20 protein-coding genes are annotated in these 23835 nt (G+C 61.1%); 8 read left to right on the top strand and 12 right to left on the bottom strand.

The window, feature by feature from the left end; genetic code table 11:
- Nucleotides 1–212: 212 nt before the first annotated feature.
- A complete protein-coding gene (locus AC1RT4_RS19915; protein ID WP_493087282.1) occupies nucleotides 213–1961 on the bottom strand; it encodes a hypothetical protein in 1749 nt (582 codons plus the stop codon).
- A gap of 126 nt (nucleotides 1962–2087) precedes the next feature.
- Complete coding sequence (locus AC1RT4_RS19920) at nucleotides 2088–3011, bottom strand: LysR family transcriptional regulator (protein WP_493087284.1); 924 nt, start codon at nucleotides 3009–3011, stop codon at nucleotides 2088–2090.
- Between the two features lie 209 nt (nucleotides 3012–3220).
- Here AC1RT4_RS19920 and AC1RT4_RS19925 point away from each other — a divergent pair, with 209 nt between their 5' ends.
- Nucleotides 3221–3622 carry a helix-turn-helix domain-containing protein gene (locus tag AC1RT4_RS19925; RefSeq protein ID WP_064595111.1) on the top strand — a complete coding sequence of 134 codons (402 nt, stop codon included), beginning with the start codon at nucleotides 3221–3223 and terminating at the stop codon, nucleotides 3620–3622.
- 7 nt (nucleotides 3623–3629) lie between these two features.
- On the opposite strand, the gene AC1RT4_RS19930 is transcribed toward AC1RT4_RS19925, so the two are convergent.
- On the bottom strand, nucleotides 3630–4199 hold the full coding sequence (locus AC1RT4_RS19930) for a flavodoxin family protein (RefSeq protein ID WP_493087286.1): 570 nt from the start codon (nucleotides 4197–4199) through the stop codon (nucleotides 3630–3632).
- A gap of 333 nt (nucleotides 4200–4532) precedes the next feature.
- Between AC1RT4_RS19930 and AC1RT4_RS19935 the strand changes: the two genes are divergently transcribed.
- Nucleotides 4533–7319 carry an ATP-binding protein gene (locus tag AC1RT4_RS19935; RefSeq protein ID WP_493087288.1) on the top strand — a complete coding sequence of 929 codons (2787 nt, stop codon included), beginning with the start codon at nucleotides 4533–4535 and terminating at the stop codon, nucleotides 7317–7319.
- Here AC1RT4_RS19935 and AC1RT4_RS19940 read toward each other — a convergent pair.
- Together AC1RT4_RS19940 and AC1RT4_RS19945 are read right to left on the bottom strand one after the other, a co-directional pair.
- Nucleotides 7281–8753: an ATP-binding protein gene (locus tag AC1RT4_RS19940; RefSeq protein ID WP_493087290.1), complete on the bottom strand. Its 1473-nt coding sequence runs from the start codon at nucleotides 8751–8753 to the stop codon at nucleotides 7281–7283. The two genes, AC1RT4_RS19935 and AC1RT4_RS19940, sit on opposite strands and share 39 nt — an antisense overlap.
- Before the next feature lie 90 nt (nucleotides 8754–8843).
- Nucleotides 8844–9794, bottom strand: coding sequence for a GlxA family transcriptional regulator (locus AC1RT4_RS19945; protein WP_493087292.1), 951 nt, complete (start codon nucleotides 9792–9794; stop codon nucleotides 8844–8846).
- 211 nt (nucleotides 9795–10005) lie between these two features.
- Here AC1RT4_RS19945 and AC1RT4_RS19950 point away from each other — a divergent pair, with 211 nt between their 5' ends.
- The gene (locus AC1RT4_RS19950) at nucleotides 10006–10728 is read left to right on the top strand and encodes a pirin family protein (RefSeq protein ID WP_493087294.1); all 723 of its coding nucleotides are present in this window, start codon (nucleotides 10006–10008) and stop codon (nucleotides 10726–10728) included.
- 50 nt (nucleotides 10729–10778) lie between these two features.
- On the opposite strand, the gene AC1RT4_RS19955 is transcribed toward AC1RT4_RS19950, so the two are convergent.
- Nucleotides 10779–11441, bottom strand: a complete 663-nt coding sequence (locus tag AC1RT4_RS19955; RefSeq protein ID WP_493087296.1) for a hypothetical protein — start codon at nucleotides 11439–11441, stop codon at nucleotides 10779–10781.
- A gap of 327 nt (nucleotides 11442–11768) precedes the next feature.
- A complete protein-coding gene (locus AC1RT4_RS19960) occupies nucleotides 11769–12644 on the bottom strand; it encodes a LysR family transcriptional regulator (RefSeq protein WP_493087298.1) in 876 nt (291 codons plus the stop codon).
- 112 nt (nucleotides 12645–12756) lie between these two features.
- Between AC1RT4_RS19960 and AC1RT4_RS19965 the strand changes: the two genes are divergently transcribed.
- The 4 genes from AC1RT4_RS19965 to AC1RT4_RS19980 all read left to right on the top strand — a co-directional run bounded on the left by AC1RT4_RS19965 (nucleotide 12757) and on the right by AC1RT4_RS19980 (nucleotide 16669).
- Complete coding sequence (locus tag AC1RT4_RS19965; RefSeq protein ID WP_493087300.1) at nucleotides 12757–13977, top strand: YbfB/YjiJ family MFS transporter; 1221 nt, start codon at nucleotides 12757–12759, stop codon at nucleotides 13975–13977.
- A 63-nt stretch (nucleotides 13978–14040) separates the two neighbouring features.
- Nucleotides 14041–15039 (top strand): NAD(P)H-quinone oxidoreductase, encoded by a 999-nt coding sequence (locus tag AC1RT4_RS19970; RefSeq protein ID WP_493087302.1) that lies wholly within the window; start codon nucleotides 14041–14043, stop codon nucleotides 15037–15039.
- Between the two features lie 112 nt (nucleotides 15040–15151).
- Nucleotides 15152–16096 (top strand): alpha/beta hydrolase, encoded by a 945-nt coding sequence (locus tag AC1RT4_RS19975; RefSeq protein WP_493087304.1) that lies wholly within the window; start codon nucleotides 15152–15154, stop codon nucleotides 16094–16096.
- Nucleotides 16097–16255: 159 nt separating this feature from the next.
- Nucleotides 16256–16669 carry a VOC family protein gene (locus AC1RT4_RS19980; protein ID WP_493087306.1) on the top strand — a complete coding sequence of 138 codons (414 nt, stop codon included), beginning with the start codon at nucleotides 16256–16258 and terminating at the stop codon, nucleotides 16667–16669.
- A gap of 57 nt (nucleotides 16670–16726) precedes the next feature.
- On the opposite strand, the gene AC1RT4_RS19985 is transcribed toward AC1RT4_RS19980, so the two are convergent.
- The 5 genes from AC1RT4_RS19985 to AC1RT4_RS20005 all read right to left on the bottom strand — a co-directional run bounded on the left by AC1RT4_RS19985 (nucleotide 16727) and on the right by AC1RT4_RS20005 (nucleotide 22011).
- Nucleotides 16727–17056 carry a hypothetical protein gene (locus tag AC1RT4_RS19985; RefSeq protein ID WP_007956060.1) on the bottom strand — a complete coding sequence of 110 codons (330 nt, stop codon included), beginning with the start codon at nucleotides 17054–17056 and terminating at the stop codon, nucleotides 16727–16729.
- Nucleotides 17057–17130: 74 nt separating this feature from the next.
- The gene (rtcA, locus tag AC1RT4_RS19990) at nucleotides 17131–18162 is read right to left on the bottom strand and encodes an RNA 3'-terminal phosphate cyclase (RefSeq protein ID WP_493087308.1); all 1032 of its coding nucleotides are present in this window, start codon (nucleotides 18160–18162) and stop codon (nucleotides 17131–17133) included.
- Between the two features lie 8 nt (nucleotides 18163–18170).
- Nucleotides 18171–18959, bottom strand: coding sequence for a nucleotidyltransferase domain-containing protein (locus tag AC1RT4_RS19995; RefSeq protein WP_493087310.1), 789 nt, complete (start codon nucleotides 18957–18959; stop codon nucleotides 18171–18173).
- A 39-nt stretch (nucleotides 18960–18998) separates the two neighbouring features.
- Nucleotides 18999–20225, bottom strand: a complete 1227-nt coding sequence (locus AC1RT4_RS20000; RefSeq protein WP_085612896.1) for an RtcB family protein — start codon at nucleotides 20223–20225, stop codon at nucleotides 18999–19001.
- 238 nt (nucleotides 20226–20463) lie between these two features.
- Nucleotides 20464–22011 carry an RNA-binding protein gene (locus AC1RT4_RS20005; RefSeq protein WP_493087312.1) on the bottom strand — a complete coding sequence of 516 codons (1548 nt, stop codon included), beginning with the start codon at nucleotides 22009–22011 and terminating at the stop codon, nucleotides 20464–20466.
- 205 nt (nucleotides 22012–22216) lie between these two features.
- Between AC1RT4_RS20005 and rtcR the strand changes: the two genes are divergently transcribed.
- Nucleotides 22217–23818 (top strand): RNA repair transcriptional activator RtcR, encoded by a 1602-nt coding sequence (gene rtcR, locus AC1RT4_RS20010; RefSeq protein WP_493087314.1) that lies wholly within the window; start codon nucleotides 22217–22219, stop codon nucleotides 23816–23818.
- The last annotated feature ends 17 nt before the right edge of the window (nucleotides 23819–23835 follow it).

A 23835-nucleotide genomic window follows, 5' to 3' on the forward strand; every position in this document is an offset into this window, starting at 1 on the left:
GAGGTTGTTGTGCGTCCAGAGATCGCGGGCTGCGAGACCCGATCGCTGATTCGTCAGCGACCCGGAAACGATAAGACCCAGCCCCAAGGCGCACAAGCCGGCGGATTCTGGCTTATGCGTAGGCAACGGCGCAAGGCGCTGTAGCTTTCATCAAGTAACGATCAACGCCTTTAAACACCGCACGTTAAACCTAAGACCTTACCCCCTCCTCCTCACCGCGTGTCCACGATTTTGTACTGACGCGGTTCGAAAACCGTGCCTGCCGTCGAGTCCGGTACTTGGTCCGTTCTCACTGAGAACAGGATGCTCACCAATGTCCCGACCCCGAGCGAAAGCAGATAGTCGCCCGGGAGTCTGAGGGTGTAGCCTCGATTCGTGACCCAGGCCTGATGAACCGCATTGCGATCGGGTGTCCAGATACTTCGATTGTTCACGGCGCCATTGGCCGAAAAGCCCATCAGGGTGAGCTCCAGCCGTTGGCTTCTCGCCATGTGTATCCAGCCGCCGAACGTCAGATTCGCTCCGGCCACGATGTCCTTCTTGTCCAGTTCAAGGGTGCCTTTTGCCTCGTCGATGACGGGGGATATGAGCAAGTTGCTCGGGATCGGCAGCACGGATAGAGCCAAGGGCTGCAATTGCACTGCGGGTGCACCACCGCGTACGTAGGAGGCGGTGGCTTCAACGGTTTTACCGATGCTGAAGGCCACCAGTGAGACAGGCGCCGACAGTTTTCTGGGCGTGATACCGACATCGACAGGAAGCGATTTGTAAGAACCCGCCAGCGGTGTGCCTGGCTCGGCGTTCCATTCCACAGTGACCTTGTCACTAGGCTGGCTCAGATAATCGAGCACAAACGTCAGCGCATTTATGGCTGCGGAAGGATTCAAATGGGTGTTGCCGGTTGATTCCTTGATCCGCACTTCGCGGTTTTCCAGAACGTTGATCGTCCAGGATCTGGATACCCCTCCAGCGGCGTACCGTCCTGTGAAAACGTGAAGGCCCGTGGTCAAGCCGCTGGCCAAATATTCCCACGCCCCTGCAATCACCGGAGCCGTGCCCAGCCGTGTTTCCCCATCAAAAACGATCACTGGCTCTGTGGCTACGCCGGACAAGGTGACGCGGGTGGACAGCGTTTCACCTTGATCGCCGACTTCCCGACCGTCCGGTTCAATGATTTGCTCGATCCTTGGCGCGCTCGTGGGATCCGTCAGGACGATGTAGTTTCCGTGGGCAAAGGGTTGGGCAAGCGCGGGATCCTGACTGCCTTGCAACCCGACCATCAATATCAGGCTCAATACGCTGCCGTGCTTGAGACTCCGCAGATCCGTGGTGGAATGAACCGTTGCGTAGTAGCCAAAACGGTTGAATTCATCCGCGATCACATTGCCCGGCGGCCCCCAATATGACCGGTCAAAAACGCTGTTGTCGGCATTGACGCCAAGCAGGCGCAACCAGAGAAATTGACCCCGAGTACTTAGCGTCCATGCGTTGATCCGCAGAGTGAAATGACTCAAGCCATCAAGGTTCAGAAAACGACCCTCGCCCAACTGATCGGCCTCGGTGATCAAAGGCCTGGGCAAATCGCGTTGCGCCAGCGTCAAGACATACAGCACCAGCGGATCGGAGGTCACCGGGGCAGTGCTGCCTTTGGTGTTCGTGTAGGTCACGGTCACCGTCCTGCCCAGATTGAAGGTTGTCAGTGTGAACGGCAGTCGAATCAGCATTGGCCGAACGGTGCCGGCGCTGACGGCAGGGGTGGTATGCGAGCCATTGCTTCCGGTGGCCGGGTCGCCGCTAAACGTCACACTCACGCTGTCGCCGGGTTGCAGCGAGGGGTCCATCACCTCGACCGTCAGTGTGTTGCGCACATTCTGCGGGTCCAGCAGGAATGTGCTCGGGTTTTCCTGAATGGTCGGAGGCGGTGGAGCGGCGACGCTTGCGTTGGAGCTGTTGGCGGTCATCGTTCTGTCCCGGTGCGCGTGTGATATGGCCCTCGAAAAGGCATCGGATCAATAACACACCCACACAAGGACCAGCGCTACTGTCAGAACTTACAGGTCAAACACTCTTCCGGACGAACGGCGTACCTACTCCACCGGAATATCCAGCGTCACCGACATGAACTGACTGATCCGCGACCGCAACCATTTTTCCGCCGGATCGTTGTCATGCACCCCACTCCAGGCCATCGACAGTTGTGCTGCATCAATCGGAAACGGCGGATCCTCAGCCCGCAACGCACAGCCTTCGACTAGCGCACACGCGGCGTAATCCGGCACGGTGGCGATCATCTCGGTGCCCGCCAACAGCGCGCGCAGGCCGCTGAACTGAGGTACACCGAGCACCACCCGGCGGCTGCGGCCGACCTTGGCCAGGTCCACGTCGATGTTGCCGCTCAGATCCCCCGAGAATGACACCATCGCATGAGGCCGCTCGCAGTACTCGTCGAGGGTCAGCGGACCCGGGCGGTTATCGCCGCGCAGAACCTTGCAGGGAATGTCGCGCAGTTTCTTGCGCTTGGCATTGGCCGGCAGATCGGTGGTGTAGCTCACGCCGACGGAGATTTCCCCGGACGCCAGCAAGGTCGGCATCAGCAGGTAGTTGGCGCGGCGCACCACGACCACGATCCCCGGCGCCTCTTCCTGCAACTGGCGCAATAACGGTGGGAACAGACCGAACTCGGCGTCATCCGACAGGCCGATGCGGAACAAGTCGCAACTGGTCGCCGGATCGAATTCCTTGGCCCGGCTGACCGCGCCGGAAATCACGTCCATCGCCGGTTGCAGTTCCCGAAGAATCGCCAGCGCCCGCGCCGTCGGCTCCATGCCGCGACCGTTGCGCAGCAACAGCGGATCGTCGAACAGATCGCGCAACCGGCCCAGCGCCGCGCTCACCGCCGGTTGGCCCATGAACAGTTTTTCGGCGACACGGGTCAGGTTCTTTTCGAACATCAGCGCTTCGAAAATCACCAGCAGGTTCATGTCGACGCGGCGCAGATCGTTTCGGTTCATGGGCGTGTTTTCCTTATTGGCCAGGCGCAAGTGCTGCGCACTTTACTTGATCGACGGTCATTCGAAACCGGCTTCGGTGGCGGAATTAACAACGTTTAACTCGTCAGCCTTCGCCCCTCGCCAAACAATGAATCCCTCTGCGCAGCGTTGTTTTATTGACCTGAGGGAAAGCGCTGACCGTGCGTTCCCCACCGACACGGACCTTGGCCATGGCTCACTTACAGCAAACCGTCGCCCGCGCCCCTGCCAGCGAACCCCGCAAGACCAGCACCGGCGGCCTCAGCCCGCAACGGGAGCGGCTGGTGAAACAATTGATCCTCGAACGCCTCGGCGACAGCCTTGAAGTCACCGAACTGGCCAGCGCCTGCTCACTCTCACGCAGCCATTTTTCCCGGGCGTTCAAGTGCAGCACCGGGTACTCGCCGCAAGACTGGATCCGCACCCAGCGCATCGCCCGGGCCAAGCTGTTGATCCAGCAGACCAACCACAGCCTCACGCAGATCAGCCTCGAATGCGGTTTCTGCGATCAGGCGCACTTCTGCCACATCTTCACCCGCAGCGAAGGGATCAATCCGTTTGCGTGGCGTTGTCAGGTCATGAAAAACCGCTGAGGCGGTTTCAGCCTCGAGCCATCCGCTGAGCCAGTCGCGCCACCCGCTCGCCCAGGTGCGCGGCGGTTTGTTGGTCTTCCAAAGGAGGTGCCTGTTCGGGCGGTTCCTCGACGCAGGATTGGGACATCGCGCCAAGGGAGCTGCCGAGGCGATTCAACTGGCCGTCGAACACACCTTCGCACGCACGGGCCGGCAGCAGATCAAGCCCGACCCAGATCATCGAGTGCTGAGCCGCGAACACCGCCATTTGCAGCAGGGTATTGAGCTTGTCGCCGCACAGGCTGCCGGAGTTGGTGAAGCCCGCTGCCAGTTTGTCGCGCCATGGCCGGGCGAGGTAGAACGAGGCCGTGGCCTCCATGAATTGCTTGAACGCCGCCGAGGCGCTGCCCATGTAGGTCGGCGCGCCGAAGATGATGGCGTCGGCGCGGTGCAGCTCATCCCAATGGGCTTCCACGTCTTCCACCGCCAGCAACAGGCAGGTGCTGCCCACGTGGCGCTCCACACCTTGGGCCACTGCCTGCGCAATGACGCGGGTGTGCCCGTAGCCACTGTGATAGACCACCACTACCTTGCTCATCGCAGCGTCCTCCGGACGTATGCATTCCATTGCCCCGCAGTTTTGGCTCTGACGCGGGCGCGGACGAGTTAATCGTTGTTAATTTTTCCCGGCTGTCGGGTGAGCCGGCACAGGTTCCGGCCTTTAAATACAGTGGTGACGGCACTGGATGCCGAACAAAGCCAGGGCGCGTGCATTGCACGCACGTTGCACTGGCGACAAATCCTGAGGAATATGCCCGGATACTGCGGATTAGACGGCTTGCGTGACCCTCGAGTCGCTCCCCGCCCTGCCCGTCACGGATTCTTCACCGAGGCGGACCAGGATCACAAAAAACGTCGAAGGAGTGAGCGGTTGAGTCTTTCCCCGAATCAGGCCATCGGTTTCGGCCCCTATCGGATCCACCCCAGCCAGCGGCTGGTGCTTGAGGGCGATCAGCCTTTGCGCCTGGGCCGCCGCGCCATGGACATTCTGCTGATCCTGCTGGCCCACGCCGGCGAGGTGGTGAGCAAGCAGCAACTGATCGCCGGAGTCTGGCCGGACAGCGTAGTGGAAGACATCAATCTGCGGGTGCACATGGCGGCGCTGCGCAAGGCACTCGGCGACGGTCAGGCCGGGCAGCGCTACATCGTCACCGTGGCGCAGCGCGGTTACAGTTTCGTCGCGCCGGTCGTGCTGCAATCCATTGAACAACGCCCCGCCGCCGCCACTATTGGCCGGCATAACCTGCCATTGCGCCGCACGCGGATGATCGGGCGCCAGTCGGTGGTCGACAGCCTGATGAAGCAGCTGCCGCGCCAGCGCTGCATCACCCTGGTCGGCCCCGGCGGCATCGGCAAGACCACCGTGGCCCTACGTGTCGCCGAGCAACTGATCGGCCGTTATCGCGACGGGATTCGTCTGCTGGATCTGGCGCCACTCAACGATCCGGGCTCGATCTGCTCGCACCTCGCCGCCCTGCTGGACCTTTCGCTGCATGCCAGTGAACCGATGGCCTGCCTGATCAACAGCCTGCGCGAGCGGCAGATGCTGCTGGTGATCGACAACTGCGAGCACTTGATCGACGCCGTGGCGCTGCTCAGCGAAAGCATTCTGCGTGGCGCGCCGCAGGTGCATATTCTGGCCACCAGCCGCGAAAGCCTGCGCGCCGAGGGCGAGTATGTGCAGCGTCTGGAATCCCTCGATTGCCCGCCGCCGATTGCAGTGCTCGACCGCGATCAGGCGATGGGATTTTCCGCGCTGCAACTGTTCGTCGAACGGGCGATGGCGGCGCACGAACACTTTGAGCCGGGCAACGCTGATCTGCCGTTGATCATCGACATCTGTCGACGGCTGGACGGCATCCCCCTGGCACTGGAACTAGCCGCCGCGCAGGTGGCGGGCCTTGGTCTGGACGGTTTGCTGAGTCAGCTTCAGGGGCGTTTGCCGGCGGGTAATCAGACTCGCCTCGGTCGGCATGAAACCCTGCGCGCTACGCTGGACTGGAGTTTCAACCTGCTCAACGCCTGCGAACAGACCGGCCTGCGTCGACTGGGCGTGTTTCGTGGCGCATTCACCCTGGAATCTGCGGCGGCGGTTATCGTCGGTCAGCACATCGAATCGAACGAAGTGTTTGCCTCGATCACGCAACTGGTCGCCAAGTCGCTGCTCAACGTCGAGGTTGGCGATGAAGAAGTGTTCTATCGCCTGCTCGACACGACTCGTCGCTATGCATTGGAAAAACTCGACCAGGCCGCGGAGCTCGGCGAAACCCGCGAACGCCATGCCGAACGCAGCCTGGCGCTGATGCATCAAGCCCAGGCCGATTGGGAAAACACAGCGACCGAAGTCTGGATCGAGCGTTACGCCCGTGGTCTTGAAGACCTGCGCGCGGCGCTGGACTGGACGCTGAATGACCGAGGCTCGCGCGCGCTCGGCGTGCGCCTGACGGCGACCTCGGCGCCGTTGTGGCAGGAGTTGTCCCTGCTCAAGGAGTACGGCGTTCATGTGCGTCGGGCACTCGCGTTGCTGGCGTCCTCCGACGAGCCCTGCCCGCGACTGGAAATCGCCTTGAAACTGGCCCTCGGCAGCGCCTGCTATCACACCTGGGGCGGCACCCCGGAAACCATCGAAGCCTTTGTCAGTGCGCGGCTGCTGGCGCAACGGCACGACGACATGGCCGGCCAGTTGCGCGCGGTGTCGGGGCACATGGCGGTCAATCTCAGTTGCGGGCATTACCGGATGGCGCTGGAGCAGAGCGAGCAATTCGAAAGCCTCGGCGTGCACGGCGATGCGCAGTTGTCCCTGAGTACCCATCGCTTGCGGGTACTCGCGCTGCATTACGCCGGCGATCAGCATCAGGCGCGAACCCACGCCGAACAGGTCATTCAGCGCATGGCCCACAGTGGCCACCTCAACCGTTTCACCCACGGTTTCGGCGTGCAATACGATCAGAGCGTCGCCTCGCTGACCGTTCTCGCCCGAGTGTTGTGGCTGCAAGGTTTTCCCGAGCAGGCCTGGCGCACGGCGCGGCAGGCGCTGGACATCGCGGTGCAGATCAACCACGGCACCTCGATCTGCTACACCCTGGCACTCGCCTCGTGCCTGATCGCCCATTACAACGGCGACGTACAAAACGCCCGCGCGCTGCTGCAACTGCTGCTCGAACAGGCGCAGAAGCATTCGGTGCTGCTGTTCTACACGTGGGCGCGGCACTACGCGCAGGTGATCGACGCTGACAAGGCCTCCGCCATCCCGCCCGCCGACAGCGGCCTGGTCAGGGAAATCATGGTCACGCTGGATCCGGGTTTCGTCGATGACGCGTTGCTGGAACGGGCGCAAAGTGGCGCAGCCGGCTGGAGTACTGCGGAAATCTTGCGGGCTCGGGCCGAGCGATTGCTGGCGGCTGAATCGCCCTGCCATCACACGGTCGAAAGCGCTTTGCAGCAATCGCTTGAAATTGCGCGGACGCAAGGCGCCCTGGCCTGGGAACTGCGCAGCGCAACGTCGATGGCTCAGTTGTGGCAGCGCCAGTCGCGCTACCGTGAGGCACTCGAATTGCTAACACCGATCTACCAGCGCTTCACCGAAGGCTATGCCACACCGGACTTGCGCAAGGTGCGTTTATTGCTCGACGAACTGCGCGGTCAGTCGGCCGCTTGAGGCTGGCCGGGTGCGGCCCAGGTAACGCGCGTGCCGACGCTCGACATCACTCAGTTCGCCGCCCTGCTCCAGTTGTTCGCGGGCATAGCGGCGCGTGGTGTTGAGCATTCGGTAGCGCAGTGTTCCGCTGGATCGGTCCGTTGTCAGCAACGATTTGACTGCCAACTGCTCAACGACGGACACCAGTGTCGAGGGTGGTAGTTGTGCGCAACTGATCACACCGATGGCGGCATCCAGGGTGAATGCCATCTTGAACACCGATAACCGCTGCAGCACGCGTTGTTCTTGCTCGCTCAAGTGTTGATAGCTCCAGTCCAGCGCAGCCTTCATCGACTGGTGGCGTGGCACAGCGGTGCGGCGACCGTGACTCAGAACTTGCAGACCTTGGTCCAGTTGGGTCTGAAGGCCGACCAGCGCCAGCGCATCGATCTGCGCGGCTGCCAGTTCGATCGCCAGCGGAAGGCCGTCGAGCCGCCGACAGATGTCGCGCACCGTTTCCAGATCCTGCTCACGCAGACAGAAACCGTGTTGTCGGGCGCGGGCGCGACTGACAAACAGCTGCACCGCCGAATAGCCCATGACCTCGGCGACACTGTTGAGGGCCGACGCTTTGGGAAGGGTCAGCGGTGGCAATGGCTGCAGGACTTCCAGACCGAGACGCAACGGTTCGCGGCTGGTGGCCAGGATCGACAGACGGGGCGCGGCGTCGAGCAATGTTTCCAGCAAGCTCCGACAGGCTGCGTGAAGGTGCTCGCAATTATCCAGCACCAGCAAGGCGTGACGCGCGGCCAGTGTGGGGAAATCGATATCAAGGGTTTTCAGCAGGTGATCAAGGAGCGGAATCTCTTCGTCGATCAGCGACAGGTCCACCTGCCACACGCCGTCACGAAAATGCTGCAGCAGCAGTTCCGCTGCACGCAGTGCCACGGTGCTTTTGCCGACACCGGCAGGTCCCGTTACCGTCAGGAGCCGGGACAACGGCAGTTGGCGCACCAGACCACCGACCAATGAATCGCGCCCGGTGACCGGCGTCAGCCGTGCGGGCAAATTGTGTTGGGGTGCTTGCAGGCTTTCGAACACCACCTGCGCCACGCTGTCACCCTGCACCGGTGCCACGAAGCTGTACCCGCATTGCGGCACATTGATGATGTAGCGCTGACCGTTTTCGCCGTCGCCGAGGGCCCGGCGCAACGCGGCGATGTGCACCCGCAGGTTGATCTCCTCGACCACCGACGTTGGCCACACCAGCGCGATCAGTTGTTCTTTGCTGACCACCCGGCCGGCGCGCTCGACCAGCACTTGCAGAATGTCCAGCGCACGACCGCCCATGCGCAATTGCCGATCCCCTTCGAGGATCAGCCGTTGGCGCAAATGGAACGCGTACGGCCCGAAACGCAGGACCGACGCGGAGTTCAATTCGTTGAGGCTGTTCATGTCCGTTATCTTCGCAGGCCTCGATGACGGTACAACCACCACGCGGGGTCCAGCACGGACATCCGGGTGCCCGTAACGGACAGAACCGCTCTAGCTGAACTGTTCGCGATATTGCGTCGGGGTCAGCCCGAGCTTTTCGCCGAACAGAAACCGCATGTGCCGCACACTGCCGAAACCGCTTTTGTAGGCCACGGTTTTCAGCGGCAGATCGCTGATTTCCAGCAGATTACGTGCGCAATCGATGCGCGCACTTTGCAGAAATTCCATGGGCGTCATGTTGACCTCGCGGGCGAACACCCGGGCGAAATGCCGTGCACTCATGTTCGCAAGCCCCGCCATGCGCTCGACGGTGAAGGCTTCCTCCAGATGTTCCAGCACATGGTTCTGCACCCGGGTGATCGGGGTTTCCTGGGGCGCCACTGCCGCCATCAGCGGGCTGAACTGCGCTTGCCCGCCCTGACGTTTCATGACGACCAACAGCACCTTGGCCACGTCCTGGGCAATCTTTTTGCCATGATCGCGGGCGACCACCGCCAACGCCATATCGATCCCGGCCGTGACGCCTCCGGAGGTGATCAGGTTGCGATCCTCGACAAAAATCTGGTCGGTGGCGACGTTTGCCTTCGGAAATCCCTTGATCAGGCGTTCGGTGTAATTCCAGTGGGTGGTCACACGATAGCCGTCGAGCAATCCGGCGTGACCCAGCACGAAGGCGCCTGTACAGATTGAGCCATATTGCCCGGCGCGCGTCACCGCGCCCTGCAGCCAGTCGAGCAACGGCGGGTGTTTTTCGTTGTAGGCGCCGGGGCCGCCCGGCACCAGCAGCAAGTCGTAGCGCTTATCGGCTTCGTCGATATGCCGATCGGTGTGCACGAGGACGCCATTGGACGCACGCAATGGCCCGCGCTCAGTGCCCAGGGTGGTCAGGTGATAGTGGGCTTGCGGTTTCAGGTAGCGGTTGGCGACCGAGAAAACTTCCAGCGGCCCGGCCATGTCGAGCAGCAGAAAATCGGGAAACAGCACCATTGCCACGGTCTTCATGGGGGTATCACCAAAATCTATGCAGAGTCATAAGTGTGAGCATTATGGCCAGATACGGTGGAACCGTTGGAAAAGAATGCGTGATCCAGTGCTCACAACTGTCAACTCAAAACGGACAGTATTTCAATTTTCATCTACTTATTGCATCACAGGGTAACCAGTAACCTTCTCCTCACTCGGACGAATCAACGTCCTGAAAGGAGATTTCATCATGCTGACCCTTCGTAAAGCTTCCGACCGTGGTCTGGCCAATCATGGCTGGTTGAAGTCGTTCCACACCTTTTCCTTCGCCAGCTACCGTGACCCGCGTGAACAGGGTTTTTCCGACCTGCTGGTGATCAACGATGACCGCGTTGCTGCCGGCAAGGGTTTCGGCCAGCACCCGCACCGTGACATGGAGATTTTCTCCTACGTGCTCGAAGGTGCGCTGGAACACAAGGATACCCTCGGCACCGGTTCGGTGATCCGCCCCGGCGATGTGCAACTGATGAGCGCCGGCAGCGGCGTGGCCCACAGCGAGTTCAACCACTCGGCGACCAAGCCTGTGCACTTCCTGCAGATCTGGATCGTGCCTGACGTCAGCGGCGCGAAACCGCGTTACCAGCAAGAGCACTTCAGTGAACAGAAAAAACGCGGTCGCCTGCAACTGATCATTTCGCCCGAAGGCACTCACGGCTCGCTGAAAGTGCGCCAGGATGCACGGGTGTATGCCGGGCTGTTCGATGGCGAGGAAAGCGCCACCCTCAAGCTGCCTGCCAACCGCTATGCCTATGTGCACGTTGCTCGCGGCAGCGTTGAACTGAACGGCGTGCAATTGAAGGAAGGCGACGGCGTACGGGTTCGTGAAGAACAGGCACTGACCCTGAACAATGGCCAGGATGCCGAAGTCCTGGTGTTTGATCTGCGCCCGCAGGAACTGCCGGAAATGCCATAAGCCCGTGGTTTTCATCGCTCAAAAAAACGGCCTTCGTTGAAGGCCGTTTTTCATTCTGCAGGCAAGGTCATCAGCACTGCTGGCGCAGAATTTCCAGCCTCTTTCACCGATTGAATCATGGCCAGGGTGGCCTGCATCGTGACAAGCACATTTGACTGGTTCGCGTAGTAGGAGCCGACGAGAATGGCAACCATCCCCAGAAAATGTACGGTGGTCGCGGCCCAGTAGTTCGCCTTGTTCGTCGAGACCATTCTCATTGCCTCGTCTATACGCTCCAGGGATCGATCCATACGAGCCGCCATCAACGCATAACGTTTGTCGCGCTCCTGATGAACCTTTTCCTGCGCCAGACGAATTTTTCGTTCAGTATTCTCTCGCTCCAGCCAGGCTTTTTCATTGGCCTTTTCCCTTCCCAACCGAATCCTTTCTTGCTCCTGGCGAAAATCCTCCAGATACCGCTCCCGAGCCAGGCGGACTTCTTCCTGAGCCCTCTCTCGCTCCAGCCGAGCCTCTTTCCGAGCCTGCTCCTGTTCCAGTCGAACTTTTTCCTGAGAGCGCTCTCGTTCCACACGAGCGGCTTCCTGAGAGCGCTCTCGCTCCAGTCGAGTTGCTTCCAACTCCAATCGAGCAGCTTCCTGAGACTGCTCCTGCTCCAACCGCACCTTGTCCCGCTCGGCCTGCTGGGTCAGAAAGCCATCGATCTTGGCGGACATGGACTCGATCCGTGCATCGATTCTTGTCTCGATGACCTCGATCCTGGCGCTGAATTCGTCTCGCGTTATGTAGTTCATAGACTCAGTACTATCCGTTTGCCCGGCCATGTCGCTTGCTTGAAATTGGCTGAATTCCCTTGCAATCAATTCCGCACCTCTGACGTTTATCAATACTTCCCTGGATTGATCACCTCGAAGCGCTTCACCTGTTCACTCCGGGTGTGAGAAACGATAGGGCCCGGCCAAAAAACTCACAAGCCAGCGGATTCTGGCACTGTTGTAGGCAAGATCGTCAGCTGATGTAGCCGTCCTACACGGCATCAAGGACTATTCATTCTCCAGCGCAAACGCCTCGACAATCTGCTCGATCACCGCCCTGACCCGCGCGGTATGGCGCAAATCCGCATGGGTCACCAGCCACACTTCATAAGGCAACGGCCGCGTACGCTCCGGCCACAGCCTGACCAGACCGTCGCGCTCGCCCATGTAGACCGGGATTTCTCCTACACCCAGCCCGGCGGCAATCGAGCGGCGTACCAGCAGGCTGGAGCTCAGACCGGCAACGATCCGCCCGCGAGTCACGGGTTCCGTCACCAGGGTCAGGTCTTTGTTGCCTTGCAGATACGGTTGGTACACCACCAGATCATGGCCCTCGAACGCACTGCCCGGCGTCGGCACACCATGGCGGTCGACATAGGCCTGCGAGGCAAACAGCCCCACCGGCCAGCGCGCGATGCGTCGGGCAATCAGGTCCGGATTGTCCGGGCGGGTGTTGCGCACGGCGATGTCCGCTTCGCGTTTGGCCAGGCTGAGGATCTGCGTGGAGGCATCCAGCTGCACGCGCACGTCGGGATGCTGTTGGTGCAACTGCGCAATGGCCGGGATCAGGAAATCGATGGCCAGCGAATCAGTGGTGCTGACCCGCACGCTACCGGTCAGGCGATCGTCCAGGCCCTGGATACGCCGCTCCAGCTCCAGCGCCGAATGCTCCATTTTTTCCACCGACTTGAGCGCCGCTTCGCCGACTGCCGTCAGCGCATAGCCCTCGGAGGTGCGCAGGAACAAGGTCGCGCCCAGCGACTTTTCCAGTGCGGTGATGCGTCGCCCGACTGTCGCCTGATCCACGCCCAGTACACGCGCGGCGCCACGTAATGTCGACTCGCGGCAAACCGCGAGAAACACTCGTGCGTCATCCCAATTCATACCGTTCTCCATTGCTGCATAAACGCATCACAACCACGCAAACTCGCTGCATTAACGCAGCAACGATAGCCGATATGCTGGACGCCATAAACCTTTCCACAGGATTGCCGTCATGCGCACTTCAACTGCTTCGCCCGAACGTCCGGACACGAGTGTCTGGCTGGCGATCTTCGCCGGACTCTGCGCCAGCCTGGTCAGCATCGGTCTGGCGCGTTTCGCCTACACGCCGCTGATCCCTTCGCTGATTCAGGCGCAGTGGTTTTCCGCCCATGATGTGGTCTATCTCGGCGCGGCCAACCTGGTCGGTTACCTGATCGGCGCCCTCCTCGGTCGCCCGATGGCACGCCGGCTTACCCAGAGAAACGCCTTGCGACTGATGATGTTGGCGGTGACCGTGGCGTTTTTTGCCTGTGCGTACCCCGTGTCGGTGAGCTGGTATTTCGGCTGGCGCCTGCTGTCCGGCATCGCGGGCGGCGCGATCATGGTGCTGGTGGCCGCGACCGTGCTGCCCCATGTACCCGCCGCGCGCAAAGGCCTGGCCAGCGGGGCGATTTTCCTCGGCATCGGTCTGGGCATCGCCGGCTCGGGCACGATCGTCCCGCTGCTGTTAAGTCTGGGTTTGCAGGCGACCTGGCTGGGATTGGGCGTCTTGTCGCTGGCGCTGACGGCATTGAGCTGGTTCGGCTGGCCCTCAGAACTGCCCCATGCAACCACCACGACGGCTCAGATGGAACCGGTCGAGCCGACACCGCCTGCTGTTTATCTGCTGTTTGCCCAGTACGCGTTCATGGCCGCCGGGCTGGTGCCGGCCATGGTTTTCCTGGTGGATTACGTCGCCCGTGGACTGGGCGCCGGGGCGCACGTCGGCGCACTGGTCTGGATCATGTACGGGCTGGGCGCCATCGTCGGCCCTGTGAGCTATGGCTTCCTCGCCGATCACCTCGGTGCGCGGACTGGCATTCGTCTGGTGCTGCTGGTGCAGGCGATCACCCTTGGCTTATTGGCCATTTCACATTCGTTCCTGGCCTTGGCGCTGCTGGCGGTGATCCTCGGTTCCTTTCCACCGGGCATCGTTCCGCTGGCGTTGGCCCGAGTGCATGAGCTGGTGCCGGATCATCATCGCCAGCAGGTGGCGTGGAGCCGCGCCACGGTGTCGTTCGCCACGTTTCAGGCGCTGGCCGGATTCGCCTATTCGGCGCTGTTCAACGCCACGGGCGGACAGCATGTATTGCTCTTCGTGATTGCCGGCGGTGCCATCGTGATCGCGCTGATACTTGAGCACGCCATGAAACTGCTGCCCTCCTCCGTCGAACAACGCTGCTGCGCCCAATGAGGGGAATCATTGCGCCCTGACTGTGCTCCCATCTACTGATCACTTTTTCAAGAGGAATCGAAAATGACGTTGCCCCCTGAAATGACCCGAATCGAAATCACCGAACCGGGCGGGCCCGAGGTTCTGCAATCCCGGCGCGTCCCGCTGCCGGTCGCCGCAGAAGGCGAAATACTGATCCGCGTGCATGCCGCCGGCATCAATCGCCCCGACGCCCTGCAACGCGCCGGCAAATACCCGATGAAGCCTGGTATGAACCCGATTCCGGGCCTTGAAGTGGCCGGCGAAGTCGTGGCGATTGGCAGCGGTGTCAGCGCATTCGCGGTCGGTGACCGGGTCTGCGCGCTGACCAATGGCGGAGGTTACGCCGAATACTGCACGGTCCCGGCCGGCCAGGCCCTGCCGATCCCCGATGGGCTGGACTGGATTCAGGCAGCGGCCATTCCCGAAACCTTTTTCACGGTGTGGGCCAACCTGTTCGGTCTCGGCGGCGCCAGCCGTGGCCAGCGCGCCTTGATTCACGGCGGCACCAGCGGCATCGGCACCACCGCGTTGATGCTGTGCCGCGAGTTTGGCATCGAAGCCTTCGCCACCGCCGGCAGCGCCGACAAATGCGCAGCGATCCGCAATCTGGGCGGCGAAGCGATCAACTACCGGGAACAGGATTTCGCGGCTGTCATCGCCGAGAAAACCGCCGGCCAGGGCGTGAATGTGATCCTCGATATCATGGGCGGCTCGTACCTCAACGGGAACATCAGCGCCTTGGGGATGGATGGGCGGTTGGTAATGCTCGGGTTCCTCGGCGGCGCGCGAGCCAATGACATTGACCTGCTGGCGATCCTCGGCAAGCGTGCGGTGGTCACCGGTTCCCTCCTGCGCGCCCGTACCTCGGCGGAAAAGGCCACCATCGCCGATCAATTGCGCAAACACGTCTGGCCGGTGCTCGCCGCCGGGCGCTGCCTGCCGATCATCGACAAGGTCTATCCGCTCACCGACGCAGCCAAGGCCCATGCGCACATGGAAGCGGGCGACCACATCGGCAAGATAGTGCTGAAGATCGACTGAGTCGTTGCAGCATTTTGTAATCGTTGCAGGCGTGCGGTGGTCGAAAATGTCACGCGCGGGTCAAGGCATCTGGTAAAAAGCGTTCTTTGTCCGCGCTGTGGTGAAACGTTTAATGTTCCTTGCCTTCATGACCCGACTTCGACGCCGCCGTCTGGCGTTCGCCTGCATGGCCGCCCTGATCATCGGCGTGCCGGCGAGTTGTGCCGTGCTGGAACACACCGAACGCAAGCTGTTGTTCCGCATCGAGCCGGGCACCGCCGGCTGGTATCACGGTTTGCCCGGCAGCGTGCAGGAACTCGACCTGCAACCGAAAAGCTTCAAGGCCGGGCAAAATATTCACGCCTGGTGGTGGCCGGCGGAACGCGCCGATGCTCCGGCCATCCTTTATCTGCATGGCGTGCGCTGGAACCTCACCGGTCAACTGTTCCGTATCGAGCAACTGCGTGCAGCAGGTTATTCGGTACTGGCCATCGACTATCGCGGCTTCGGCCAGAGTCATGGCGATCTGCCGTCGGAGAGCACGGTGTACGAAGATGCGCGGGTAGCCTGGGAACGCTTCCAGCTGTTGCAACCGGACCCGAACAAACGCCTGATCTACGGGCATTCACTGGGGGGCGCGGTCGCCATCGACCTGGCTGCAGAACTTGGCCGCGATGCCGCCAGCCATCACACCCCATTGCCGGTGCGCGGACTGGTTATCGAATCCACATTCACCTCATTGGCGGATGTGGCGGCTGCCGTGGCCAACACCTCCCTTCCAGTCCGTTGGTTGCTGTCGCAGAAATTCGATTCCATCGACAAGATCGCCGAGATTCACATGCCCTTGCTGGTGGTGCACGGCCTGGCCGACGCATTCGTGCCGTCACGCTTCAGCGAGCAGCTGTTCGCCGCCGCCCGGCAGCCGAAAAGCCTGCTGCTGGTGCCCGGCGCAACACACAACAACAGCATGGCGCTGGGCGGACAGAACTATCGCAAGGCGATCGATGCGCTGATGCAGACCCGACCTGCCGCCCGGGTGGCGGGCGCTGCGGTGCAAAAGAACCCGCGCGACTCCTGACGCCCCTCCCCGCAGACCATCGGTCACCCCGAAAGGAAATTCTTGCAGCATCGGCTGGCAATCCGGCGTTCTAACGCTTTGCTGGATGAAGTCAATCCATGACGCTGCTTCGGCACACCCGGCCGCGCCGCGTCTAACTGCCTATTCGGGAGCACCCCCATGAAAATCAACCCGTACCTGATCTTCAACGGCGACTGCCGCGCGGCCTTCACGTTTTACGAGCAATGCCTGCAAGGCAAGCTCGAAGCGATGATGACCTTCGGGGAAACCCCAGCCGCGGAACATGTCCCCAAAGAGCATCACAACCTGATCATCCACACCTGCCTGAAAGTCGGCGATCAGATGCTCATGGCTTCGGACACCACCCCCGACCGCCCGACCCAAGGCATGAGCGGTTGCTCGATTTCCCTGAATGTCGACAGCATTGCCGAGGCCGAACGGGTGTTTAGCGCCCTGGCCAAGGATGGTCGAGTCGACATGCCGCTGGAAGCCACCTTCTGGGCTGCGCGCTTCGGCATGCTGGTGGATCGTTTTGGCGTGTCGTGGATGGTCAATTGCGAAAGTGACAAGTGACGCTGTCATTGCACCGGACATGAAAAAGCCCGACCTCTTCAGGTCGGGCTTTTTCATTCAACGCTGGGCCAACTCGTGCCGGACGCACTGTTCGTAGTAGGTCTGCTTGACGGCCGCCGGCTTGAGCCGCGACGCGCTGTCGTAGGTCTGTTCGGTGATACCCATGGCGGTCATGCGCATCCATGGTTGCTGGAACTTGCGCGCCTGCAAGCGCTTGCGGGCGCCATACAACGAAATCCCTGACAGCTTCGATTGTTGTGCGCCGGCGGCAATGTCCGAACCCCAGGTACACGCAAAACGATGGCTCTTGCTCAGTTCCCTGGCCTGGGCCTCCAACGCGAACAGAGCGAGGGAAAGCGTTGCTACGGTGATGACAATCGTCCGCATATAGCCCACCTAACCTTTTGAAAAAAGGCGAGTTTGCCGGGACTTTAAACATTCGGGGGCCAGCAATTTGCCGCCTATTGCTCCCGGGCGCGAACTTCAACCCTCAACCGGTCTGCGCCCTCTTCTTGGCACTGGATCGTGATCGGGACAAAACGCTCGATGACCAAAATGTTGCTATGCAAATGCTCGGTCATCCTGGGCGTGGTAAACGATCCGCCTCCGGCCAGCACCATCGGCAACAGCAACTGGTCGGCCAGATGCTCTGCCACCGCTGCACCGCTGTGCAACCAATCGGCCGCCTGATCAATCGCGGCGTCCGCCACCTTCTCCGAACGCAGTGAGGCTTGACCGAAAGCGCTGAAGATCTCCGTGACGTGTTCAAACGCATACTCCAGCAGCAACACGTTGCCCGGGCCACAGGCCGGATCAAGGATGACGGCGTTCAATTCTGCTGACGCCATGTTCATACGACGCGCCACCCGGTCAAGCTCGCGTATGCCGACGCTCGGCGCAAGCCCGGCCGTCAGCGCAAACGCCTGTTGCGAGAGCGGCAAACCGCGCTCACACAAGTGCAGTGCTGACAGTTTCGATGGTTGCACCCTGACGTCGATTTCGCCCCCGCCAGCCGGTACGAAACCGTGGCGCAGCAACGTCAGTTCAACTTCCGCGCCCATGCGGCGCAACAACGGCAACCAGCTGCGGTTGAGAAAATCGGTCGGTGGCGCCAGCGGATTATGCGTGCCGCCGCTGATCCGCACCCGACTGGCTTGCGGCGCCAGCAACAAGGCAGGTAGCAAGGTCTGTAACACCAGCGTGCAACTGCCGGCAGTTCCAATGGCAAAGGAATAATCGCCACCACGAATCGGCCCCGGCTCGAAGCTCAATGTCTGTGAGCCCAGTTCAGCCCCCTGGATCTTTGCACCGCAGACCTGCGCTGCCGCCATCACGGCAGTCAGGTGCTGGCGCAACAGGCCCGGACGACTGCGCTTGGCCCGAATCCGCTCAATGCGAAACGCCTGGCCCGTCACCATCGACAGGCTCAGCGCACTGCGCAACACCTGGCCACCGCCGATAGCGCCGTCCAGTTCAATAACGTCCTGTTTCATTTTTTTCCTTATGCGTACAAACCAACGGTTTCCCGCAGGTATCGATCGAGCTGCCGCGAATCTTCCCGGGTTCGGGGCAATGCCGGCACCGCACGCTCGAGTTCCGCCTCGATGAACGCATGCAGCGCCGGACGACGAGGACCGTAGGCGCTCTCGTCAGCACTGCGCTTGAGCGCAAGCAGTTCGTCGACCTCATCGAGCAATGCCCGGTCATCGACGGTGCCCAGCAGATCGCTGAACGTCATCGGCGGCCGACCCCGCCCCTGATCGATCCAGCGCACCGCCAACAGCGGCCGCAGTACGTAGAAATACTTCTTGAACCGCACGCTTTCACCCTGCAGATAACCACGGAAGTTCTTCTTCGCCATCGACAGATAATGATTGCGCGCGGCTGGCGGGCTGTAGAACGCCTCGGCCAGTGCCCGCAGTTGAGAAACCGCGGCGGTTTCGCTGCGATAAACCAGCGGTGAGTCGAGCCATTCGAGCAAGGTCGGGTTGGATTTGCGCAACAGCCCGAGGGTCTTGCGCAACTCCCAGCCACTGACATCCAGCTCGTCATCCAGCGGTCGCTCGATCACATCACTTGGCGCATCGATCTGGACGAACCACTCCGGTTTTTCCACATAAACGAAGCGCACATCGTAATCACTGTCGGGCGAGGCAAAACCCCAGGCCCGGCTGCCCGATTCGCAGGCATACAGCACCGTGACATTGCGTTCACGCTCGATGCGCGCCAGTTCTTCCAGCACGCGGGCGCGCATGACGCTGCACAGCGGGTGACGTTCTTCGAATTTCATGTCCTTCAATCCTTGTTCCAGTGCGCCTTGCGACACGCGTTATCCCTTGACGCACACCACCTGACGCAGGGTGTGCAGCACTTCAACCAGCTCACGCTGGGCGTGCATGACTTTGTCGATGTCCTTGTAGGCCATCGGAATTTCATCGATCACCGCAGCGTCCTTGCGGCATTCAACGTGCGCGGTGGCACGGATCTGATCTTCGACGGTGAAGGTGTTTTTGGCCTTGGTACGGCTCATGGTCCGACCGGCACCGTGGCTGCAGGAGCAAAACGATTCTTCGTTGCCCAGACCGCGCACGATGAAACTCTTGGCGCCCATCGAACCGGGGATGATCCCCAACTCGCCCTTCTTCGCCGACACCGCGCCTTTGCGAGTGACCAGAATGTCCTCGCCGAAATGCCGCTCTTTCTGCACGTAGTTGTGGTGGCAGTTCACCGCTTCCAGCGCGACGTCGAATGGCTTGCGGATAATCTGCCGCGTGGCCTGAATCACCGCTTGCATCATCAGCGCCCGGTTCTGCTTGGCGAAATCCTGGGCCCAGCCCACAGCTTCCACGTAATCATCAAAGTGCCGACTGCCTTCTTCGAAGTACGCCAGGTCACGATCCGGCAGGTTGGCGATGTGCTGACGCATATCCGCCTGGGCCATCTGGATGAACAGGTTGCCGATGGCGTTGCCGACACCGCGCGAGCCGCTGTGCAACATGAACCAGACCCGGTTGGCCTCATCCAGGCACACTTCGATGAAGTGGTTACCGCTGCCCAGTGTTCCGAGATGCCCGCGGTTGTTGGTGTTGGCCAGTTTCGGGTACTTGTCGGTGATCGCCTTGAACCGTGGATTCAGCGCCGCCCAGGCCTGATCGGCCTGTTGCGGGATTTCATCCCAGGCGCCTTTGTCACGGCGCGACCGGGTCGAACTGCGGCCATGAGGCACCGCTTGCTCGATGGCACTGCGCAGCCCATGCAGGTTGTCCGGCAGATCGGCCGCGGTCAGCGAGGTTCGCGCGGCAATCATGCCGCAACCGATGTCCACCCCGACCGCTGCCGGGATGATCGCGCCGACCGTGGGAATCACGCTGCCGATGGTCGAGCCCTTGCCCAGATGGACATCCGGCATGACCGCCAGATGCTTGAAGATGAAGGGCATCTTCGCCGTGTTCATCAACTGCTCGCGCGCTTCGTTTTCCACCGGGACGCCTTCGGTCCAGAGCTTGATCGGTTTGCCGTTGGCGACTTCCAGCAGTTGGTAAGTGTGTTCTTTCATCATCTCGATTCTTCAGGTAGTTCCACCGGCATTCGCCGGCAGATTCAAAAAAGGTGGCACGACAAAGGTTGATGACTGTTGCGCGTTGCCGCGCACCGGGGTTAACCGGCCTCAGATGTACAGCCATCGGCATTCGTGCCGTCACGCGCACTGACAAGGGTTTGGTGAGACGTCTTGGATGTAGTCCCACCGGCATTCAGTGCCCGTGACAAATCAATTCATTGGGCGGTTCATCGCCTCACCCCATGCGTTCAATCGCTTCGACCCAGTGCTGCGGTCCGTATCGGCCGGCAGTGAACTGCTCGATCACATCAAACACCGCGTCACTGAAACCGCCGACATTCAAAATGTCATCGCGATCCGCCGCCGGTGTCGCCCAACCCGGTTGCAGGTCAATACAGATCAGGCGTGCCTGGGGGTTGATCCGCTTGATCCGCTCCCATTGCAGCATCGTCTCGCTGGCGCCCTGGCGTCGCGCATCGATCCAGGATTCGTTGTCCGACACCATGATCAGCGTATCGACCCTGGCCTTGCTGTCCGCCAGTTTCTTCAACGGCGCCGAGCAGCAGGTTCCGCCGCCGAAAATGCCTGCAAGCTTTTCGGCATTGCTGATCACACTGTCGCGCGGGTTGAGTGTGATATCCACCACCTTCCATTCGAACGGCATCACCCGCGCCGTCGGCTGTTTACGCAACACCGCCGCCGTAATCAACGCCGCCACATCGATGCAGCGCACCGCCGTGGTCGCGCCCTGACGGTAACCGGTCAGCGGGCTGCCCATCGAGCCGGAAACATCCGGACAAACCACCACCGTACCCTGAAGCTTCGGCACATTGGTCAACGACAGCTCCAGCGCGTCCTGCAAAGCCTCGCGAATCAGCGCCGGCACGTCATCGCCGACCATCCGGTACGCTGCCAGCAACTGGTACGGATACACCCGCGCCTTCGCAACGGCTTCGGGATCCGCCAACCGTGCGGCCACGTATTCGGTGCAACCCGGTACTTCAAAAGCACCGTGGCGCGCCAGCGTATTGAGGTTGATGCGCAGCCCCTGCCAGCCCATGTTTCGTGCCTGAGCCGCCCATTGTTCCTTGCTCAATGTTTCGTTGCCGAGCAATTGAAAAGGCACTTCAGGCACTTGATCACTCGCGCCACTGCGAAAGGCCAGCAAATCGCGAGTCAGTGCGGGCAACGCCTGTGCATCCACCGGTTTGCCGATCACCCAGGCGAAAAACGCTTCGCGCCAGGCCTCGGACGGTTTTGGGTGAACCATCTTCAGCACATCCGCCAGCGAAGGCTGATTGCCGATCGATGCCTGCAGCAGCTGTCGCTCGGTCGCGCTGTTCAGCCAGTTCTGCACCAGACGCTTGGGTTGGGAGCCGAGGGAGCGGCGACCGGTGGCGCCACTGCGCAGGATCTGCACGAAATTGCGCAGCATCTTGCCGCTGTCCACGACCTGCCCGAACACCTCCGGTACCAGAGCCGAACGCTGAGCCGTCAGCGCCGCCAGCAACAACGCCGGCATGTCTTTCATGTGGCCCTTCTGGCGAGCGTAAAGAGCGGCATTCGCCACGAAGCGGCTGTCCAGCTCCGCCACCAGCTTCAACACCTGATCCAACTGACTTTGAGCCGTTGCGTAAAAGGTCGAATTCAGGCAACCGGTGACTGCCAACTGAGCCAGTTGATGCTTGGGCGTGTAGGCATAAGCCGCAGCTCCGGAAGCATTCAAGGTGTCGCACGCCGGCAGGTTTTTCGATTGCGTATTGAAGAGGTTGAAGTTGGCCATCGTGGCGTCTCGCTGTGTTGTCCTGTTCGTTGTGACAGGTATTGCAGCCGCTGTGCCAGTTTTCGAAAACGTTCGCGAATTATTTTTATCTAGTTGATTTTAAAAGGTTTTATTTTACAAACGAGCGTCCCTGAATTTTCGTCACGACAAATAACGCCCTCGAACACTATCATTGGCTATCGTCATTTATCTTTCAGGATAATCAATGTCCAGCAAGCGCACTGTCGCCATCGGTTTCATCGGCGCCACCCTCGATCGAGTAGGCAAAGGCGCCAACCGCTGGAACCATTGGCGGCCTAGCGTGGGCCTGTGCCAGCAACCGGACCTTTTGATCCATCGACTGGAATTGATACACGGCACGGACGCCCGGGACGCGAGCCTGGCCGAACGCATTCGCGAGGACATCCGTCAGGTGTCGCCGGGCACAGAGGTACGCCTGCACCCGATGGCGTTGCGCAACCCCTGGGATTTCGAAGAGGTCTACGGCGCACTCCACGACTTCACCTCCGAATACACCTTCGATACCGAGCGTGAGGACTATCTGGTGCACATCACCACGGGGACCCACGTCGCGCAGATCTGCTGGTTCCTGCTGACCGAGGCGCGCTACCTGCCGGCACGCCTGATCCAGACCTCCCCCGCTCGCCGCAAGAGCGAAGAAGAACCGGCCACCGGCACCCACGCCCTGATCGACCTGGATCTGTCGCGCTACGACCGCATTGCCTCACGCTTCACCCACAAACGTCTGGAAGGCCTGGAGTTTCTCAAGTCCGGCATCGCCACCCGCAACACCGCGTTCAACCGCTCGATCGAGCAGATCGAACGCGTGGCCGTGCGCTCGAAAGCGCCGATGCTGCTGATCGGCCCGACCGGCGCCGGCAAATCCTTTCTCGCCCGACGCATCTACGAGCTCAAACGCAGTCGCCATCAAATGCAGGGACGCTTCGTTGAAGTCAACTGCGCCACCCTGCGTGGCGACGGGGCAATGTCCGCGCTGTTCGGCCACGTCAAAGGCGCGTTTACCGGCGCGCAAAACGCCCGCGACGGCCTGCTGCGGGCGGCTGACGGCGGCATGTTGTTTCTCGACGAGATCGGCGAACTGGGGGCGGACGAACAAGCGATGCTGCTCAAGGCTATCGAAGAAAAGCGCTTCTTCCCGCTGGGCTCGGACAAGGAGGTCGACAGCGACTTCCTGATCATCGCCGGCACCCACCGCGACCTGCGCAGTCGCGTCGCCGAAGGCCTGTTCCGGGAAGATCTCTACGCGCGGATCAACCTCTGGACGTTTGACCTGCCAGGCCTGGCGGGCCGCCGCGAAGACATCGAACCCAACATCGATTTCGAGCTTGAACGCCACGCACGCGAACACGGCCAACTGGTGCGCTTCAATCTTGAAGCCCGACGGCGCTACCTGGGTTTCGCCAGCTCACGGGAAGCTGCATGGCTGGGTAACTTCCGCGAACTCTCGGCCTCGATCACGCGCATGGCGACACTGGCCGACAGCGGGCGAATCGATGAAGCGCAGGTCGAGGAGGAAATTGATCGGCTGCGGTATGCGTGGGGGCTGGCGCAACCGGCCGGAATGACGAATGAGCTGCCGGGCGATGCCGAGACGCTGGACCTGTTCGATCGATTGCAATTGAAGGCAGTGCTGGAGGTTTGCAGACAGGCAGACAGCTTGTCCGATGCCGGCAGACGCCTGTTCGGCGTGTCGCGACAGGCGAAGGCGCAGCCCAACGATGCGGACCGATTGAGGAAGTACCTCGCACGGTTCGGCATTGAATGGAGCCAGTTGCGCGAGCAGTGAAGCATCCGTGAACGAAT

The organism is Pseudomonas sp. GW821-FHT11D10 (assembly GCF_058808435.1).

What these genes read in the sequence shown, in the direction of transcription:
- AC1RT4_RS19915 (WP_493087282.1), bottom strand. Translation starts at nt 1,961, where the DNA reads ATGACCGCCAACAGCTCCAACGCAAGCGTCGCCGCTCCACCGCCTCCG.
- AC1RT4_RS19920 (WP_493087284.1), bottom strand. Translation starts at nt 3,011, where the DNA reads ATGAACCGAAACGATCTGCGCCGCGTCGACATGAACCTGCTGGTGATT.
- AC1RT4_RS19925 (WP_064595111.1), top strand. Translation starts at nt 3,221, where the DNA reads ATGGCTCACTTACAGCAAACCGTCGCCCGCGCCCCTGCCAGCGAACCC.
- AC1RT4_RS19930 (WP_493087286.1), bottom strand. Translation starts at nt 4,199, where the DNA reads ATGAGCAAGGTAGTGGTGGTCTATCACAGTGGCTACGGGCACACCCGC.
- AC1RT4_RS19940 (WP_493087290.1), bottom strand. Translation starts at nt 8,753, where the DNA reads ATGAACAGCCTCAACGAATTGAACTCCGCGTCGGTCCTGCGTTTCGGG.
- AC1RT4_RS19945 (WP_493087292.1), bottom strand. Translation starts at nt 9,794, where the DNA reads ATGAAGACCGTGGCAATGGTGCTGTTTCCCGATTTTCTGCTGCTCGAC.
- AC1RT4_RS19950 (WP_493087294.1), top strand. Translation starts at nt 10,006, where the DNA reads ATGCTGACCCTTCGTAAAGCTTCCGACCGTGGTCTGGCCAATCATGGC.
- AC1RT4_RS19955 (WP_493087296.1), bottom strand. Translation starts at nt 11,441, where the DNA reads ATGTCCGCCAAGATCGATGGCTTTCTGACCCAGCAGGCCGAGCGGGAC.
- AC1RT4_RS19960 (WP_493087298.1), bottom strand. Translation starts at nt 12,644, where the DNA reads ATGAATTGGGATGACGCACGAGTGTTTCTCGCGGTTTGCCGCGAGTCG.
- AC1RT4_RS19965 (WP_493087300.1), top strand. Translation starts at nt 12,757, where the DNA reads ATGCGCACTTCAACTGCTTCGCCCGAACGTCCGGACACGAGTGTCTGG.
- AC1RT4_RS19970 (WP_493087302.1), top strand. Translation starts at nt 14,041, where the DNA reads ATGACGTTGCCCCCTGAAATGACCCGAATCGAAATCACCGAACCGGGC.
- AC1RT4_RS19975 (WP_493087304.1), top strand. Translation starts at nt 15,152, where the DNA reads ATGTTCCTTGCCTTCATGACCCGACTTCGACGCCGCCGTCTGGCGTTC.
- AC1RT4_RS19980 (WP_493087306.1), top strand. Translation starts at nt 16,256, where the DNA reads ATGAAAATCAACCCGTACCTGATCTTCAACGGCGACTGCCGCGCGGCC.
- AC1RT4_RS19985 (WP_007956060.1), bottom strand. Translation starts at nt 17,056, where the DNA reads ATGCGGACGATTGTCATCACCGTAGCAACGCTTTCCCTCGCTCTGTTC.
- rtcA (WP_493087308.1), bottom strand. Translation starts at nt 18,162, where the DNA reads ATGAAACAGGACGTTATTGAACTGGACGGCGCTATCGGCGGTGGCCAG.
- AC1RT4_RS19995 (WP_493087310.1), bottom strand. Translation starts at nt 18,959, where the DNA reads ATGAAATTCGAAGAACGTCACCCGCTGTGCAGCGTCATGCGCGCCCGC.
- AC1RT4_RS20000 (WP_085612896.1), bottom strand. Translation starts at nt 20,225, where the DNA reads ATGAAAGAACACACTTACCAACTGCTGGAAGTCGCCAACGGCAAACCG.
- AC1RT4_RS20005 (WP_493087312.1), bottom strand. Translation starts at nt 22,011, where the DNA reads ATGGCCAACTTCAACCTCTTCAATACGCAATCGAAAAACCTGCCGGCG.
- rtcR (WP_493087314.1), top strand. Translation starts at nt 22,217, where the DNA reads ATGTCCAGCAAGCGCACTGTCGCCATCGGTTTCATCGGCGCCACCCTC.